Origin of the sequence: Sphingobium sp. Z007 (genome assembly GCF_900013425.1) — a bacterium.
Classification (GTDB): domain Bacteria; phylum Pseudomonadota; class Alphaproteobacteria; order Sphingomonadales; family Sphingomonadaceae; genus Sphingobium.
Genome location: NZ_FBXK01000002.1, coordinates 251,754 through 268,095, shown reverse-complemented (window position 1 = coordinate 268,095; position 16,342 = coordinate 251,754). Strand labels below are relative to the sequence as shown.

16 protein-coding genes are annotated in these 16,342 nt (G+C 64.3%); all 16 read right to left on the bottom strand.

The window, feature by feature from the left end:
• Nucleotides 1–358: 358 nt before the first annotated feature.
• Nucleotides 359–1,555, bottom strand: a complete 1,197-nt coding sequence (locus tag CEQ44_RS06660; RefSeq protein WP_031308703.1) for an acetate/propionate family kinase — start codon at nt 1,553–1,555, stop codon at nt 359–361.
• Nucleotides 1,552–2,973 (bottom strand): bifunctional enoyl-CoA hydratase/phosphate acetyltransferase, encoded by a 1,422-nt coding sequence (locus CEQ44_RS06655; RefSeq protein ID WP_066608841.1) that lies wholly within the window; start codon nt 2,971–2,973, stop codon nt 1,552–1,554. The genes CEQ44_RS06660 and CEQ44_RS06655 overlap by 4 nt, the downstream gene beginning before the upstream one ends.
• A gap of 3 nt (nt 2,974–2,976) precedes the next feature.
• The gene (locus CEQ44_RS06650; RefSeq protein ID WP_024018194.1) at nt 2,977–4,734 is read right to left on the bottom strand and encodes an alpha/beta hydrolase; all 1,758 of its coding nucleotides are present in this window, start codon (nt 4,732–4,734) and stop codon (nt 2,977–2,979) included.
• A gap of 158 nt (nt 4,735–4,892) precedes the next feature.
• Nucleotides 4,893–7,274, bottom strand: a complete 2,382-nt coding sequence (locus tag CEQ44_RS06645; RefSeq protein ID WP_088181990.1) for a phosphoketolase — start codon at nt 7,272–7,274, stop codon at nt 4,893–4,895.
• Nucleotides 7,275–7,276: 2 nt separating this feature from the next.
• A complete protein-coding gene (locus tag CEQ44_RS24935) occupies nt 7,277–7,408 on the bottom strand; it encodes a hypothetical protein (RefSeq protein WP_024018192.1) in 132 nt (43 codons plus the stop codon).
• 79 nt (nt 7,409–7,487) lie between these two features.
• A complete protein-coding gene (locus tag CEQ44_RS06640) occupies nt 7,488–8,354 on the bottom strand; it encodes a F0F1 ATP synthase subunit gamma (RefSeq protein WP_088181978.1) in 867 nt (288 codons plus the stop codon).
• The gene (locus CEQ44_RS06635; protein WP_088181979.1) at nt 8,351–9,871 is read right to left on the bottom strand and encodes a F0F1 ATP synthase subunit alpha; all 1,521 of its coding nucleotides are present in this window, start codon (nt 9,869–9,871) and stop codon (nt 8,351–8,353) included. The genes CEQ44_RS06640 and CEQ44_RS06635 overlap by 4 nt, the downstream gene beginning before the upstream one ends.
• Nucleotides 9,852–10,604 carry a hypothetical protein gene (locus CEQ44_RS06630; RefSeq protein WP_088181980.1) on the bottom strand — a complete coding sequence of 251 codons (753 nt, stop codon included), beginning with the start codon at nt 10,602–10,604 and terminating at the stop codon, nt 9,852–9,854. The genes CEQ44_RS06635 and CEQ44_RS06630 overlap by 20 nt, the downstream gene beginning before the upstream one ends.
• 1 nt (nt 10,605) lies before the next feature.
• The gene (locus tag CEQ44_RS06625) at nt 10,606–10,848 is read right to left on the bottom strand and encodes a F0F1 ATP synthase subunit C (protein WP_010405656.1); all 243 of its coding nucleotides are present in this window, start codon (nt 10,846–10,848) and stop codon (nt 10,606–10,608) included.
• Nucleotides 10,845–11,549, bottom strand: a complete 705-nt coding sequence (locus CEQ44_RS06620; RefSeq protein ID WP_024018188.1) for a F0F1 ATP synthase subunit A — start codon at nt 11,547–11,549, stop codon at nt 10,845–10,847. The genes CEQ44_RS06625 and CEQ44_RS06620 overlap by 4 nt, the downstream gene beginning before the upstream one ends.
• Nucleotides 11,546–11,812, bottom strand: a complete 267-nt coding sequence (locus tag CEQ44_RS06615) for an ATP synthase subunit I (RefSeq protein WP_024018187.1) — start codon at nt 11,810–11,812, stop codon at nt 11,546–11,548. The genes CEQ44_RS06620 and CEQ44_RS06615 overlap by 4 nt, the downstream gene beginning before the upstream one ends.
• A complete protein-coding gene (locus tag CEQ44_RS06610) occupies nt 11,809–12,090 on the bottom strand; it encodes an AtpZ/AtpI family protein (RefSeq protein ID WP_024018186.1) in 282 nt (93 codons plus the stop codon). Before CEQ44_RS06610 ends, CEQ44_RS06615 begins: the two co-directional genes overlap by 4 nt.
• Nucleotides 12,087–12,497: a F0F1 ATP synthase subunit epsilon gene (locus tag CEQ44_RS06605; protein ID WP_024018185.1), complete on the bottom strand. Its 411-nt coding sequence runs from the start codon at nt 12,495–12,497 to the stop codon at nt 12,087–12,089. Before CEQ44_RS06605 ends, CEQ44_RS06610 begins: the two co-directional genes overlap by 4 nt.
• Nucleotides 12,494–13,912, bottom strand: a complete 1,419-nt coding sequence (atpD, locus tag CEQ44_RS06600) for a F0F1 ATP synthase subunit beta (RefSeq protein ID WP_088181981.1) — start codon at nt 13,910–13,912, stop codon at nt 12,494–12,496. Before atpD ends, CEQ44_RS06605 begins: the two co-directional genes overlap by 4 nt.
• Before the next feature lie 171 nt (nt 13,913–14,083).
• A complete protein-coding gene (locus CEQ44_RS06595) occupies nt 14,084–15,283 on the bottom strand; it encodes a hypothetical protein (protein WP_037529501.1) in 1,200 nt (399 codons plus the stop codon).
• 251 nt (nt 15,284–15,534) lie between these two features.
• A complete protein-coding gene (gene ppk2 / locus CEQ44_RS06590; RefSeq protein WP_024018182.1) occupies nt 15,535–16,302 on the bottom strand; it encodes a polyphosphate kinase 2 in 768 nt (255 codons plus the stop codon).
• Nucleotides 16,303–16,342 lie beyond the last annotated feature (40 nt).

The window sequence follows — 16,342 nt, the reverse complement described above, 5'->3', positions numbered from 1 at the left end:
GTCGTCACCACCGCATCGATCCGCGAGATCGAGCAGCGGCACGCGCGTCGTCTGGAGCTTGCGAGCCTGACAGCTGTTCGGCGCGCGTGATGGGCAAGCGACATGACCTCGGCCTGGAGCGCTCGAAATCGCTCCAAAGGGAGAGGGAGACGAGATCCGCGATCTCCACGATAGGAAAACCGAGATCGCGAGCGATCGCGCGATAAAATGGCAACTGGTGGGCGGGAAACGAACAGTCGCGATAACCCGTTATCGCTGCGAAGCCTGGTTCGCATCAGGGCGATCTTCTCATAGTGCCGGATCACCCGCGGTGATACACTGCTCCGCCGGTGCGTGACCGAAGGATCAACACGCGGCCTCACCGCCGCCCCCTTCCATGGCGATTGATAAGAGCGACCGTATGATCGGCGATCACGCGCTCCTCATCAGTGGGAACGATCCGCACGATCACTCTGCTATCTGGCGCGCTGATGACAGGCGCATTCGATGCATTTGCGTCGAGATCAAGAATGACGCCAGTCCAAGCTAAGCGCTCGCAAATCGCAGCCCTAATCTCTGAATCATTCTCGCCAATGCCGGCGGTGAAGACGAGACCGTCGAGACCGCCGAGCGCGGGAATGAGAGCGGCGGCCTGACGGCCAGCTTGCTGGACGAAAAGGGCGACCGCCTCCTTCGCTTCCGGCGCGTCGCTTGCATGCAACGTACGCATATCGCCTGAAATCCCGGACACACCGAGTAAGCCCGACTGCTCATAGAGCAACGTCTCCACCGCCTGTGCGGCCATACCGACCTGAGTCTGAAGATGAAGCACCACGCCGGGGTCGATCGCGCCCGAGCGCGTGCCCATCATCAATCCGTCAAGCGCCGTGAAGCCCATCGTCGTATCGACGCTCGCCCCGGCACGCATTGCGCACATGCTCGCACCGTTGCCTAGGTGCGCGGCGATGACGCGGCCTGCGGCCAGAGCAGGGTCGATCTCGCGAAGGCGGCCCGCAATGTATTCATAGGACAAACCGTGAAAGCCATACCGGCGCACGCCCTGGCCGTGAAAAGCGCGCGGAATCGGCAGGCGCGTCGCCAACGGCGGCATGCCATGGTGAAACGCGGTATCGAAGCAGGCGATCTGCGGCAGCAAAGGCGCCAGCAGGCGCAAGGCCCGGACCGCGGCGAGGTTATGCGGCTGATGGAGCGGCGCCAATGGGATCAAGGCATCGAGCGCATCCAGCAAAGTATCATCGATGATCTGCGGCGCGGCGAAGCGCACGCCGCCATGGACGATACGATGGCCGATCGCGGCGACCTTGCGGTCTCCCAATTGGGTTGCCGCCCAGGCAAAGAGGTCCTCGAGCAGATTCTCGTGCGAGAGTGCGTCCCCGCCCGGCCACGTCTTTTCCACGATGGTCTCGCTGCCCGCGTCGCGCGCGACGAGCCGGGGGCTAGTGCCGATACCCTCGATCTTGCCGCCCGCATCGAAGTCGAGCTGTCCGCCCGACAAGCGATAGAGCGCGAACTTGATGCTCGACGAGCCGGCATTGAGACTGACGATCGCCTTCATGCCGGCTTCGCTATCGGGCCGGGCGTGGCTCTGGGGGCGGCCCGCGCCAGCAACAGCGCGATTGCGCATGACGCTACGCTGGTGCGGAGCGAATCCGCCCGGCTGGTGAGAATGATGGGTACCCGCGCGCCCAGCACCACGCCGGCCGCGTCCGCGCCGCCGAGAAAGGTCAGCTGCTTGGCAAGCATATTGCCGGCTTCCAGATTGGGAACGACGAGGACTTCGGCGCGCCCTGCAACGGGGGAGACGATGCCCTTGTCCTTTGCCGCCTTCTCGCTGATCGCGTTGTCGAAGGCGAGCGGACCGTCAAGGACGCCGCCGACGATCTGTCCGCGATCGGCCATCTTGCACAAGGCGGCCGCATCGAGCGTCGAGCGGATCGCCGGATTGACCGTCTCCACGGCAGACAAGATCGCGACCTTCGGACAGGCGATGCCGATGACATGCGCGAGGTCGATCGCATTGCGGATGATATCGGCCTTGTCTTCCAGGCTCGGATCGATGTTGATCGCCGCGTCGGTGATGATGAGCGGCGCCGGATGCCCGGGGACGTCCAGCAGATAGGCATGACTGATGCGGCGCTCGGTTCGCAGGCCCGTCGCAGCCGGAACGACAGCACCCATAAGTTCGTCGGTGTGCAGCGATCCCTTCATCAGCAGCAGTGCTTCGCCCGAGCGGACCAGTTCGACCGCACGCGCCGCGGCGGCATGGCTGTGGGGCACGTCGATCAGGCGGAGGGCACCGATATCCTTGCCGGCGTCCTTGGCAGCCACACGGATGCGAGCCTCGGGGCCGATCAGGATCGGCACGATCAGGCCGGCTTCGGCAGCGGCTGCCGCAGCCAGGATCGCGGCGGTGGTGCAGGGATGTGCGATCGCCGTGGGAACGGGCTCGACGCTTCTCGTCATCTCGATCAGCCGGCGGAAGCCGTCATGATCCGAGAGCTGGATATCGGGCAGCGCCATGCGCGGGCGCCTTACTTTCTCGGTTGGCGCTTTGACCTCAGCCTCGCCGTTGATCACCTCCTCGCCGGCCTGGTTGATGCAGCAACAGTCGAAGACGACGATATGATGCTTGGCGCGCTTCTCGCGTACCGTGACCGACGCGACAATCGTATCCCCCAACCCTACGGGTCGCTTGAACCGAAGGCTCTGGCTCAGATAGATCGCGCCCGGCCCAGGGAGCTGCGTGCCGAGCACGGCCGAGATCAGACCACCACCCCATAGGCCGTGCGCGATCACCCGCCCGAACATGTCGCCGGCGGCATATTCGGCATCGAGATGGGCCGGATTGACGTCGCCCGAAACCAGGGCGAACAGCTGAATGTCCTGCTCGCCCAAGGTCCGCGTGACGCTCGCCGTCTCACCCACGACGATCTCGTCGAAGGTCCGGTTCTCGATCATTTTGAGGCTGCCCATTGCTCAGCGCTCCAGCACATAATGGCCGGGTGCATCGCAGAGCGCTACGAGGCCCCTGTCCGGATTACCCATCGGCGGCGGGGCCTGCGGCGCGCCGGAATGATCGCCGAGCCAGGCCACCCAGTCCGTCCACCATCCCTCGCGCGCCTCGGCCTGGTCCAGCCAATCGTCCGGATCGAGCGCGGGGCGGTCGAGGACGCGGGTCGCGACATGATAGCTGCGGTGGCGATGCCCGGGCTCGGACACGATGCCGGCATTGTGGCCGCCGCTGGTCAGGACGAAGCGGATCTCGGCGCTGCTCAGCCAGTGCAGCTTGTGGACCGACCGCCACGGCGCGACAAGATCGCGCTCGGTCCCCACCACGAAGATCGGCTGACGCAGCGACGAGAGCGTGATCGTGCGCCCTTCGACCTTGAACCGGCCTTCGGCCAGATCGTCGTCGAGAAAGAGCGTGCGCAGATATTCGCTGTGCATGGCGTAGGGCATGCGGGTGCCGTCCGCATTCCATGCCATCAGGTCGGTCATGGGTTCGCGCTCGCCCATCAGGTAGGTGCCGAGGATGTGCGACCAGATCAGGTCGTTGGACCGCAATATCTGGAAGGCGCCGCCCATCTGGCTACTGTCGAGATAGCCACGGCTCCACATCATATTGTCGAGCAGGTTGAGCTGCGCCTCGTCGATGAACAGGCCGAGCTCGCCCGGCTCGCTGAACTCGGTCTGCACCGCGAACAGGCTGAGCGATGCGAAGCGTTCGTCGCCGTCGCGAGCCATGGCCGCCGCCGTGATCGCCAGCAGCGTCCCGCCCAGGCAATAGCCGACGCCGTGGACCTTGTCCGAGCCCGTGATCGCTATGACCGCGTCGAGCGCCGCCATCGGCCCGAGGCGAAGATAGGCGTCGATATCGAGGTCGCGGTCCGCGCTCTGGGGATTGTGCCAGGACAGGACGAACACGGTATAGCCCTCGGCCACCAGCCAGCGGATTAGCGAGTTCTCCGGCGACAGGTCGAGAATGTAATATTTCATGATCCAGGCGGGAACGATGAGGATCGGCTCGGGGCGGACAATCCCGGTCGTCGGCGCATATTGGATGAGCTCGACCAGCGCGTTGCGGAACACCACCTTGCCGGGCGTGATCGCCACCGTCTCCCCGGCGCGGAACGCCTCAGTCCCTACGGGCGGCTCGCCTCGGGCGCGCCGCTCCGCATCCTCCATCCAATGCTTCGCACCCTCGACCAGGCACTCACCACCGGACTCGATGATCTTGCGCTGGAGCACGGGATTGGTCGCGAGGAAGTTGGTGGGCGCGATGACGTCGAGCATCTGCCGTGCCGCGAACGCCACCATCTCTTCATGATGCCTGGACACGCCGCTGATGCCGGTGGTCGCCGCATGCCACCATTGCTGGGTGAGAAGGAAGGATTGCGAGATCAGGTCGAAAGGGAACTGCCGCCAGGCCGGATCGATAAAGCGCCGGTCCTGCGGTAGCGGCTCGATCGCCGGCGCGGCATCGACCTGCCCCACACGTCGCACGGCATAATCGGCAATCCGCTGGACCTTTCGCCCTGCCTTGCCGGCAAGCTGCAGCCGCTTGCCCGGCGATATGGTGAGATGAGCACACCAGTCCAGCCACGCCTGCATCATTGTCACCGGCGACAGGCCAGAGGTCATCTGCGCGATTGCCGCGGCCGAGGCATGGTCGAGCGTCCGAGCGATGCCGTCGAGTGGGTCGCACTTGGCACAGTCTGCGGACGTATCGATCATGCAGCGTTTCTCCGGGGGACGTCGCGGCATGCCCGGCATGGCTCGAAACAACATTACGTGATGTCCCCAGATGCTTGTCCGTTAACGAGCGCACGCGCATAATGCCTGCCATGTCTCTCGAGGCGGGGCTCTCCCAAACCGCCCGTCTCGGTGACCCCTCAGGCTCCAGAGGGCCACCGCCAGTCGCGAACGGCAGGCATATCGATCCCGTGTGCCGCGATGTACCGCTTGTGCTCGACCAGCTGATCATCGATCGTCTGCTTGGCGTAGGCGGCCGCGCTATCGGGCAGCTCCACATGGTCGATAACCTTCCCCATGAAATGGAAGCGGTCGAGATGGTTGCGGACCACCATGTCGAACGGCGTCGTCGTCGAGCCCTCCTCTTCGAACCCGTGGACGTGGATATTCTGGTGGTTGGTACGCTTGTAGGTGAGCCGATGAATTAGTGCCGGATAGCCATGATAGGCGAAGATGACCGGCTTATCCGTCGTGAAGAGCGCGTCGAACGCGCTGTCGCTGAGCCCATGAGGGTGCTGGCTGTTGGGCTGCAACGTCATCAGATCGACGACGTTGACGACGCGGACCTTGAGCTCGGGGAGTTGCACACGCAACAGGCTGACCGCGGCCAGTGTCTCCAGCGTTGGAACGTCGCCAGCACACGCCATGACGACATCCGGCTCTCCGCTGCGATCGTTGCTGGCCCAATCCCAGATACCGATGCCGCGCGTGCAGTGCTTGATCGCCGCATTCATGTCGAGCCACTGGGGTGAAGGTTGCTTGCCGGCAACGATGACATTGATTCGGTCCCAGCTGCGCAGGCAATGGTCGGTGACAAAAAGCAGGGTATTGGCGTCGGGCGGGAAATAGACCCGCACGATGTCAGCCTTCTTGTTGACGACATGATCGACAAATCCGGGATCCTGATGGCTGAAGCCATTATGATCCTGGCGCCAGACGTGAGAGGTCAGCAGATAATTGAGCGAAGCGATCGGGCGACGCCAGGGCACCTCCTTCGCCGTCTTCAGCCATTTGGCGTGCTGGTTGACCATCGAATCGACGATGTGGATGAACGCCTCATAGCAGGAAAACAGGCCGTGGCGGCCCGTCAGCAGATAGCCTTCCAGCCATCCCTGGCAGCAATGTTCGCTCAGCACCTCCATCACGCGTCCGCTGGGATCGAGATGGACATCGTCCGCGATCGTCTCCGCGTCCCAGCTCCGGTCGGTGGCTTCGAAGATCGTCTGCAACCGGTTGGATGCTGTCTCGTCCGGACCGAAAACGCGGAAGTTGCGGGCCTGGGCGTTCTCCCGCACCACGTCGCGCAGGAACGTACCCATCACCTGGGTCGCCTCGCCGTCGCTCTCGCCGGGATGAACAACCGGGACCGCGTAGGATGCGAAGTCGGGTAACCGCAGAGGGCGCATCAGAGCCCCGCCATTGGCATGCGGATTGGCACTCATCCGCCGGTCGCCGCGCGGAGCCAGAGCCGCAATTTCGGGCCGAAGCCGCCCGCCATCATCGAACAGTTCTTCCGGATGGTAGCTGCGCATCCATTCCTCGAGCAGCCCAAGATGCTCGGGCTTGTCCATCGTGAACGGGACCTGGTGCGCCCGCCAGAAGCCTTCGCTCTTCTGCCCGTCGACGATCTTGGGTCCGGTCCAGCCCTTTAGGCTGCGCAGGACGATCATCGGCCAGAGCGGACGCGTCGTGACCCCACCGTCGCGCGCGGCCTTCTGGATCGCGTGTATCCGATCGACCGCGTCGTCTAGCGCGGCCGCTATCGCCCGGTGCATCGCGTCCGGCTCCTCGCCGTCGACGAAGATCGGCAGGTAGCCATAACCGCGAAACAGCGCGTCGAGCTCGGTGTGCGAAATGCGCGCAAGGACAGTCGGACTTGCGATCTTGTAACCGTTGAGATGCAGGATTGGCAGAACGGCCCCGTCGGTCGCGGGATTAAGGAACTTGTTGCTGTGCCACGAGGTCGCCAGCGGTCCGGTCTCCGCTTCGCCGTCGCCGACGACGCAAGCAACGATCAGATCGGGATTGTCGAAGGCGGCGCCAAACGCATGCAGAAGAGAATAACCCAGTTCACCACCTTCATGGATTGAACCGGGCGTATCGGGTGACGCATGACTGGGAATGCCGCCAGGGAAGGAGAATTGCCGGAAAAGCTGGCGCAGGCCATCTTCGTCGGGACCGATGGCAGGATAGACTTCGCTATAGGTGCCCTCGAGCCATGTGTTGGCGACGACACCTGGTGCGCCATGACCAGGCCCGGCGATGAAGAGCGCATTGAGGCCGCGCGCCTTGATGACACGATTGAGGTGCACATAGAGGAAGTTAAGCCCGGGGGTCGTACCCCAGTGTCCAAGCAGCCGCGGCTTGACGTGATCCATCTTGAGCGGTTCGCGGAGCAGCGGATTATCGAGCAGATAAATCTGTCCAACCGAGAGGTAATTGGCGGCGCGCCACCAAGCGTGGATCAGGCCGATCTCATCGCTGGAGAGTGGCTGGCCTGTCGCCTCGGGCTGCGGGTCCATGGTCATTCTTCCTGAAACTGAAAAGGCATGGTTTCCCGGCCGCCGAGCCGGAGCTGGTGTTTGCCGGAGCGCTGATGCGCCACCGCGCAGCGCTCAAACTGCTTGCGCACCCATGAATGGCGCAGACTGCTCACAACATGCGTATTGATACGGATGGCAGTGCCGCACACTTATACCAGGCAATCACGTCGCTTCCGGCATCAGCTCGGCCCCCTACTCCGATACCGCCCTGGTTCGGCCGCGTGCGCGTGCCCCGGCCGCCAGCTCAACCACCTCGGCGGTGATTTCCTCCTGACGCGTCAGCCGTTCCTCGCGTTCAAGTGCCTGGAGTCTGGCGTCGATATTGGTTTTCGCGGCCGCCATCGTCGCCATGCGAGCCTCGTTTTCAGCGGCGAAGGCCTCGGTGGCCGCTTCGCACAGCTGGGCGAAGACATATTCCTGGGCCAAGCGCTCGACGAGGTCGCTTGCCGGCAGATTGATCAGGGGTATCGACCCAACTGGCTCCGGCGGAAACATATCGGGATCGAGCGGCAAAAGGCTGCGGCGGACGACCGACGCACCATGCCCTGCCGTCCAGACCGGATAGATCATTGCGACCGGGACCGCGCCGGCCACGGCCACATAATCGTAGAGGGCGCCAAGCAGTTCGGTTGCCATATTGGCAAGCGCAGCGGCGCGACTGGGAAGGCTGGTGGCCCAAGCGACGGGCAGTGACCGCTCGGCAGCAAGCGCGGCGGCACGGTCGCCGACGAGGAAGAAGTGCGCCGCTTGGGAACCGCTCGCAGCGGCGTTCAAGACCTGCTCTGGAAAGGCGCCCGCGAACCCCTGCTCTGCGCCGAAGACGATAAGACCTGTCTTGCCCTTTGCGCTGTTCAGCGGCGGTGCCGCAGGTCCTGTCTGTAGCTGCCGCGCCTTCCCAATCGCATGACCCGCCGTCGCGGCATAGGCGCGGATCGCGGGCAACAACGCGCGGCCCTGCTGGGCACGGGCGCCGGCGATGCCGCGCATCGCATTGACCACCGCACCGAGTTGCCGCACAGTGGCGATCCGTCGCCCGACAGTGGCCAGACGATCGCTCATGTCGCGGCGCCAGCGCTGGAACTGGCGATCATCCGTTGCACGGCCGCCAACAATGCGGCCCGCAACGTCGCATCCATTGTCCCCTTATCCTCGACCTGCCCTGTGAGCTCGGCGGCGTTGGCATCGAGCCATGACGGCAGCGTCGCGCGGATCGCAGTGATGTCGGGGATCGCCAGGGCATCCAGGAGGCCCTCCGTGAGCGCGATTGCCAGCGCCACCTGATCGACGACCCGCAGAGGCTGGAAGCGCGGCTGGGAGAGTAATGCGCGCAGCCGCCTGCCACGCTCGATCTGGGCCTTCACGCGCGGCTCTGGCTGCTCGCCGAAGCGGGTGAACATCTCGAGTTCGAGGAACTGGGCATAGTCGAGCCGCATCGTGCCGCTCGCGTCCCGCAGCGCCCGGGCCTGCGTCTTGCCGCCCACGCGGCTGACGCTGGTGCCGACATCGACCGCGGGTTTGTGGCCTTCGGCGAACAACCGGGTGTCGAGCACGATCTGCCCGTCGGTGATCGAGATCAGGTTGGTCGGGATATAGGCGCTGACATTGCCGGCATCGGTCTCCGCGATCGGCAGCGCCGTGAGCGAACCGCCGCCCTTTTCGGGCGACATGCGGGCGGCGCGCTCCAGCAGCCGCGAATGGAGGTAGAAAACGTCGCCTGGATAGGCCTCGCGTCCCGGCGGCTGGCCGGTCAGCAGCGCGATCTCGCGGTGCGTGGCGGCATGCCTGGTGAGGTCGTCGAGCACAACGAGCGCATGGCCGCCCTGATCGCGGAAATATTCCGCCATGGTGAACGCGGCAAACGGCGCGATCCATTGCAACCCCGGTGCGGAAGCCGGGCTCGCGACCACGAAGATGCAGCGTTCCGGCGCGCCATGGCGGCGCACCTGATCGATCACGCGCGCGACACTGGAGGATTTCTGGCCGATCGCGACATAGATGCATATCATGTCGCTCGACCGCTGGTTGATGATCGCATCGACGGCGAGCGCGGTCTTGCCGGTCGCGCGGTCGCCCAGGATCAGCTCGCGCTGGCCGCGGCCGAGCGCGAACATCGCGTCGATGACCAATATCCCGGTCTGCACCGGCTGAACGACGAGGTCGCGATCGATGATCGACGGCGCGGGGCGCTCCACCGACTCGAACCGCTCGGCGACGATCGCCGCCCCGCCATCGAGTGGTCGGCCGAGTGGATCGACGATACGGCCGAGCAGTCCTCGCCCCACCGGCGTGCGCACCACTGCGCCGGTGCCCGAGACGATGTCCCCCGCCTCGATGCTGTCAGCATCCTCAAGCATCACGCAGCCGATGCGATCGCGGTCGAGCGTTTGTACGAAGCCCGCCTGACCTCCGGCAAACTGCAGCAATTCGTCGAGCCGTGCCTCCGCCAAACCCGAGACCAGCGCTACGCCATCGCGGATTGATTCGACGCGGCCGATCTGGCGGACCTGTGCGCCGATTTCCGCCGCGGCCACGCGCGTCGCGGCCCGGGCAAGCCATTCATCCGCGGAGCCCGGCATGATCGTCCTCCTTGAGTGCCGCCAGCTGCGTGTCGAGATCGGCTCGCCAGCTGTTACGGACGAGCATGTGCGGTCCATGGAGCTCGAACCCGGCAATCAGCGCGGGATCGACGGTGAAGTTCGGTGCTGCAAGCCCCGGCAGTGCCTCTTCGAGCTTTTGCACGCATCGCGCTTGGGTCTCCCCATCGAGCGCGGCCGGCGTCACGATGGCGAGAGGAGTGTCACCGGCCAGGGCTCGGCGTTCCTCAACCGGCAAGCGTTCGACCCGTTCGAGCAGGGCAGCGAACATCATATCGGTGGTGCCCGCGGCCGGTAGCCGGCGCAGCAACGCAGACGCCATCTGTCCCGCGAGCACGGCCGCTTTTTCCTCTAACTGTGTCGCCATGCCCTTTTGCGCGTCCTCGACAGAAGCAAGCGCCTGCTTCGCTTTTGCATCGGTCTCGATCGTGGCCGCATCAAGGAGGCGGCTGCGTTCGGCCTCTATGCTGGCCAGCAAAGCTGACCGGCGTGCCTCTCCATCGGCGGCGAAGGCGTCGGTCTGCGCCTTAAGATCCGCTTCCAGCTTGAGCGCAGCTGCCTTTGCAGACTCCGCATCGGCGAGCAGCTGGTCCATAGCCGTCTGGCGCGCGGTGATAGCCCCCATCACCGGACGAAAAAGGAAGCGTGCGAGCAGCCAGACGAGGATGACGACGTTGATCGCCTGCAGCGCCAGCGTCCACCAGTCGATACGCATGTCAAGCGAAGGGATTGGCGAAGAGCAGCAGCAGCGCGATCACGAGACAATAGATCGCCATCGTCTCGATCATGGCCAGGCCCACGAACAGGGTGCGCGAGACGGTGTTCGCCGCCTCAGGCTGGCGAGCGATCGCATCCATCGCTGCGGCGACCGCCTTGCCTTGGGCGAGTGCCGGCGCGATCGCGCCGATGGCGATGGCGAACGCCGCGCCGAGGATGCTGACGATGTGGATCCAGTTCATGAAGAGACCTCGTGGTTCGGCGCTTTCGGGGATGGGTTCGCTTCGCTGATGGCGCTGCCGATAAAGACCATTGCGAGCGCGCCGAAGATGTAGGCCTGGACGGCTCCGGTCAGCATCTCGAGCGCCATCAGCGGGATCGGTACGAGCAACCCGGCAAGGCTCAGCACGACGCCGATCATGAACACGCCGCTCATGACATTGCCGAACAGGCGCACCATCAAGGAGAAGCTGCGGGTGAACAGCTCAACGAGATTGAGCGGCACGAGCAGGATCGACGGCTGCGCGAAACTGCGCAGATAACCGCGCGCGCCAAGCGCCCGGACACCGAACCAGAGCGTCGCGCCGAACACGATCAAGGCCAGCGCCGCATCGGTTTCGAGGGCCGCCGTAGGCGGTTCGACGCCGGGCAAGAGCGATGACCAGTTTGCGACGAGCAGGAAGATGAAGAGCGTCCCGATCAGGGGCAGATAGGGCCGTGGCTCAGCGTCCATCGTCTCGCGAATCTGGCGCGCGATCACTTCGACCACCAGTTCCAGCGCCGCCTGGGTCCTGGTGGGACGAAGGCCGAGCCGCCGGGTCAGAAGCCAACAACCGATCGTCAGCACCGCCATGATGCCCCATGTCGTGACGACCGGCTGGCTGATCGGAACCGGTCCGATCGTGAACAGGATATGGCTTTCGAGCGGAGAGGCGAACTTCACGACACCGCTTTCAGTCGGTGCAGCACGACCTGTCGCGCCGCCATGAACCCGGCCGCAGCCGCGAGTAGGTCCACCCAGCCCTGCCTTGCGGCAACGAGCAGCACGCCGAGCGTCAGAAGCATCCGACCGAGCCGCAGGCCGAGCGACAGCATAATCGATCCGCCATGGACGAGCAGGTCAGCATCCTTCGCGATAGCCAGGTAATGTGCTGTTCCGGCAGCGGCGCCGAGCAGCAGAAACAGGAGGACGGCCCAGGGCGTCATTGCCGCCCGATCCACTTCCAGGCCGACCAGCAGCCGAGGCTCACGCCAAGGATCAGCAGCGGCGCGGTCCAGAAGATACCGCTGGACAGCCGATGGTCGAGCCAGCGGCCGATCGCGAGCGCAATTAACGCCGGCACGACGACCTGCCAGCCAAGCACGCCGATCTGGCCGAAATTGCGCGCAAAGGAGGGCAATCCCCGCGCCCTGCGTCGACGTTCAGCGCGCTGTTTGACCGCGTCCACGAGCCGTTCCTGCTCGGGTGGCAGATCCTGGGTCATAGACCGATCTCCGCCGGCACGCCCTGCAGCGCCTCGACCATGCGCCGGATCGCGCGCATGCGCAGCCGCGTCGCGGCGGTGCGACCGCTGCGTTCGGCATCGCCGCGCTCACGGTAACCCCTAAGCACTACCGTCTCGAGTTCGTCGAGATCATCGCCGACATGCGCCTCGCGCGTCGCGATCGAGACGTCATTGCCGCCACTCACCGTCAGAATGCCGTTGCGCACCGCGCAGTAGCCGGCGCGCCCGTCCATGTCGCGCCAGGAGACGACCGAGATATCGAGCGCGGTCAGGAAATCGGCGTGACCGTTCAGGATCCCAAAGCTGCCCGTCGCATCCTCGGCGCGGATTGCGGCGACCTCCCGGTCGACCATGATCGCGGTGGGATCAGTGATGCGCAGCCTCATGGCTTGGGCCCCACCTTGCCGCGCGCCTCTTCCAGGTCTCCGACCATATAGAAGGCACTTTCGTGCCAGTCGTCGGTCTCGCCACCGAGGATAGCGCGCACGCCATCGAGTGTGGCGTGGAGCGGCACCGATCGTCCGGGCTGGCCTGTAAAAGCCTGTGTTACGACAAAAGGCTGCGTCAGGAAGCGCTGGAGTCGGCGGGCACGGCCAACGATCAGCCGATCCTCCTGTCCCAGCTCCTCCATGCCGAGCAGCGCGATGATGTCCTGCAGCTCGCGATAATGAGCGATCGTCTCGCGGACCTTTTGGGCCAGCGCATAATGGTCCTCGCCCACGACCAGCGGATCGAGCAGGATCGAGGTGGAGGCAAGCGGATCGATCGCCGGGTACATGCCCTCCGCGGCCATCGTGCGTGACAGGAGCACATTGCTGTCGAGATGCGCCGAGATCGCCGTCACGGCCGGATCGGTGAAATCATCCGCAGGCACATAGACCGCTTCGATCGCGGTCACCGATGCGCCCGCGACCGAGGCGATCCGCTCCTGGAGCGCCGCGACTTCGCTCGCGAGCGTCGGCTGATAGCCGACCCGCGACGGCATCCGCCCTAAGAGCCCCGAAACTTCGCTGCCCGCCTGGACGAAGCGGAAGACATTATCCATCAACAGCAGCACATTGCGTTTCTGCTCGTCGCGAAAATATTCGGCGATGGTAAGCGCGGTCAGACCGACCCGCCAGCGCGCGCCCGGCGGCTCGTTCATCTGTCCGAAGACCAGCACGGTCTTCGCGATCACGCCGGAAGTGCGCATGTCGGTGAGCAGTTCATGCCCTTCGCACGAGCGCTCGCCGATACCAGCAAACACCGACACGCCCTCGTAACGTGCGACCATTGCGTTGATCAGTTCCATCACCAGCACGGTTTTGCCGACCCCGGCGCCACCGAACATCGCCGCCTTGCCGCCCTGCGCGAGGGGCGCAAGCAGATCGATCACCTTGATCCCGGTCTCGAACATCGTCGTCGCTGTGCTCTGGGCATCGAGTGGCGGCGGTTGGCGATGGATTGGGCGAAGCGGAACGTCCACTGGAAGCGCCGCCCCGCCGTCGCCGATGACGCCGGTGGCATCGAGCAGGCGGCCCAGAACCGCATCGCCGACCGGGACCATGATCGCTGCACCCGTGGCCTCGACGTGGGCGCCGCGCGCGAGTCCGCTGGTGGTCTGGAGTGCGACCGCTCGCACGGTGCGCGCATCGACATGGCTCTGCACCTCGGCGATGTGCTTCCCTGTTGGGGTTACGATGCACAGCGCATCGTTGACCGGCGGAAGCGAGCCGGCGGCAAATTCCACGTCGAGCACGGGACCGCGGATCGCGCAAACGCGTCCGCTCGCCTTATCGATGTCGGGTGCCGCGCTGCTCATCTCAAGCTTCTCATGACGGGAGCTAAAGCGAGATCGGGCGGCATCGATATGCGGGACTATACGGATGCTCGTCTCTGCGCCGCGGCTTCGCCGGATCGCTAATGCAATCCGGTCTGGCGAAGTCCGATGTATCCCGACTTTCAGGACGCCAGTTTCGCTGTTCTGTCCGGCTCACGCCTCGCCAGTGGCGCACCTGTCGCAGTCCTGCGGCGAATCGTCGGCGGCCATCAGCAGAACAGGCGCGAACCCACCACCGGCGGTGCGCATATTGGTGGTTTGGCCCTGATATAGTCGCGCTGCGGCAACAAGCGGCTCCCCATCATAGGTGTAGAGACGAACGTCGATCTTGCGCTTAACCGTCTCTCCATCCAGCCGGATGATCCGCTCGCTTGGTCGCACATAGGCTTGGGCGACATAGTCGCTCTCCAGGATCTCGGCCCACACCGATTTCGTCAGCTTGTCGCCACGATAGGCCGCTTTGCTCCCATACCCTCCGGCCGGCTTGAAGAAGAATTGCCTGCGGCCCGCCCAAAGCCGCTCGGCGGAAGCCTTGTCGACCCGTTCGGTTGCCGGAATCCCGGCAACAAGCGTGTCGACAATTGCCGGGTCGAAACCCCATTCCCGCAGCTGCGCGGTGTCGGACAGCAGGGTGAGATTGCGCTTGTCGGCGAATTTCGCGTGGACATGGGGATTGGGCGTTACGACCACCGAGCCGTCGAGATATGCCGCTCGCAATGCCGAGTGCTCGGGTCGATCGAGCGAGAAATCGACGAGCCGGTTGTAGATGAGATCCACATTCCGGTCCCCATAGCGAAGAGTGCCGGACGCATAGGCGAATTCAGAAGGATCGGCGATGCAGACGCTATGGCCGGCCCGCTCCAGCAAATGGCGGGTCAACAGAAACTCGGGAAACAGATATTGCGATACGGGATCGTCATCGACGATGGCGATGGAGACCGGTTCGCCGCTGCCGCGTTGATAGCGCCATTCCTTCGAGAACATGGCCGCGACCACGGACTCAAACGGATCTGCGCGAAGAAAATCTGTCGGCTCGGAAGGACAGCAGACTCGTTGTGCCCGCGCGAGCACGGCATTCAACATTGCTCCTCCTGCATTGGTATTTATTTCGATCAGGGCCGGGCCGCGCTCGCTCAGATGGAAGTCATAGCCCATGAAGACGCCGTGCGGACCAAAGTCCTGTCGGGCACTTACTGGCGCCCAGGCCATGGTGGCTGCCAGATAATCCGGGTGGCGGGCGACCGTCTCGATCGCGGCGATGATGCGCTGCATCCCGGCGAGTTGGGACACATTGATGAACACCGCGACGTCCGAGAATAGATGCGGACGCGTTTCCAGATATGACGCTCGCATTGCCAGATCGCCCGTCTCCCGGACGAGTGCGTCGCTCAGGGCGGCGCGATCCAAGGTTACGCAAACGCATTCCGAACGTCCGTTCTGGAGGTCTGAGACTCGGGCTTCCTCTAGGCTCGGCACGCTATCGAGCTTCCCTGGAATAGAAACTGGACCCAGAACATAGCCTGATCCTTCTTTGGCTCATGCAAATTTCATTTCACGTGAGCGGCAACGACTTCGCCCGCCGCGTGATGACGCAAGAGGCTCGCTCACGGCGCGATCAGCCCCTGTTCTCGGGCGGCATCGTCATAAAGGAAGGCGGTGTTGGGATCAGGGTGGCCATAGCGATCAGAATCCGTTTCTCCCAGCCGGGTCAGCAGATCCCTGATCAGCGCGAGGCGTGCCTGGTGCTTGTCGTCCCCGCGAACCACCGTCCAGGGTGCCGCGATGCTGTGCGTGCGGGCGAGCATTGCATCGCGCGCCTTGCTGTAGGCCTTCCAGCGCTTGTTCGCCTGGTCGTCGATCGGGCTGATCTTCCACTGTTTGAGCGGATCCTCGCGTCGGGCGGTCAGGCGTTTCTTCTGTTCCGCCCTCGAGATATCGAGATAATATTTTACCAGCGTGACCCCGCAATGTTCGAGCAACTGCTCGAACATTGGGACGGTCGTCAGAAACTCCTCATATTCCTTGTCGGTGCAAAAGCCCATCACGCGCTCCACGCCGGCGCGATTGTACCAGCTACGATTGAACAGGACGATCTCGCCGGTAGCCGGCAGATGAGGGACCCAGCGCTGGAAATACCACGACCCGCGATCGTGATCCGATGGGGGGCCGAGTGCCACCACCCGGGTTTCGCGCGGGCTCAGATGCTCGACGACACGCTTTATCGTGCCGTCTTTGCCGGCTGCGTCGCGCCCTTCGACGATGACCAGCACCTTGCGGCCATCCTCGATGATTCCCCGCTGCAGGGCGGTGAGCCCGATCTGGAGCGCGCGCAACTGCTCGGCGTAACGGGGTTCGTTCTTCGCCTTCACCACCGGTTCTTTCTCCTGTCGGCAATCATGCACACCAAGATAG

Excerpts from the sequence above, each read along its gene's own strand:
- CEQ44_RS06660 (WP_031308703.1), bottom strand. The coding sequence starts at position 1,555 with ATGAAGGCGATCGTCAGTCTCAATGCCGGCTCGTCGAGCATCAAGTTC.
- CEQ44_RS06655 (WP_066608841.1), bottom strand. The coding sequence starts at position 2,973 with ATGGGCAGCCTCAAAATGATCGAGAACCGGACCTTCGACGAGATCGTC.
- CEQ44_RS06650 (WP_024018194.1), bottom strand. The coding sequence starts at position 4,734 with ATGATCGATACGTCCGCAGACTGTGCCAAGTGCGACCCACTCGACGGC.
- CEQ44_RS06645 (WP_088181990.1), bottom strand. The coding sequence starts at position 7,274 with ATGGACCCGCAGCCCGAGGCGACAGGCCAGCCACTCTCCAGCGATGAG.
- CEQ44_RS06640 (WP_088181978.1), bottom strand. The coding sequence starts at position 8,354 with ATGAGCGATCGTCTGGCCACTGTCGGGCGACGGATCGCCACTGTGCGG.
- CEQ44_RS06635 (WP_088181979.1), bottom strand. The coding sequence starts at position 9,871 with ATGCCGGGCTCCGCGGATGAATGGCTTGCCCGGGCCGCGACGCGCGTG.
- CEQ44_RS06630 (WP_088181980.1), bottom strand. The coding sequence starts at position 10,604 with ATGCGTATCGACTGGTGGACGCTGGCGCTGCAGGCGATCAACGTCGTC.
- CEQ44_RS06625 (WP_010405656.1), bottom strand. The coding sequence starts at position 10,848 with ATGAACTGGATCCACATCGTCAGCATCCTCGGCGCGGCGTTCGCCATC.
- CEQ44_RS06615 (WP_024018187.1), bottom strand. The coding sequence starts at position 11,812 with ATGACGCCCTGGGCCGTCCTCCTGTTTCTGCTGCTCGGCGCCGCTGCC.
- CEQ44_RS06610 (WP_024018186.1), bottom strand. The coding sequence starts at position 12,090 with ATGACCCAGGATCTGCCACCCGAGCAGGAACGGCTCGTGGACGCGGTC.
- CEQ44_RS06605 (WP_024018185.1), bottom strand. The coding sequence starts at position 12,497 with ATGAGGCTGCGCATCACTGATCCCACCGCGATCATGGTCGACCGGGAG.
- atpD (WP_088181981.1), bottom strand. The coding sequence starts at position 13,912 with ATGAGCAGCGCGGCACCCGACATCGATAAGGCGAGCGGACGCGTTTGC.
- CEQ44_RS06595 (WP_037529501.1), bottom strand. The coding sequence starts at position 15,283 with ATGCGAGCGTCATATCTGGAAACGCGTCCGCATCTATTCTCGGACGTC.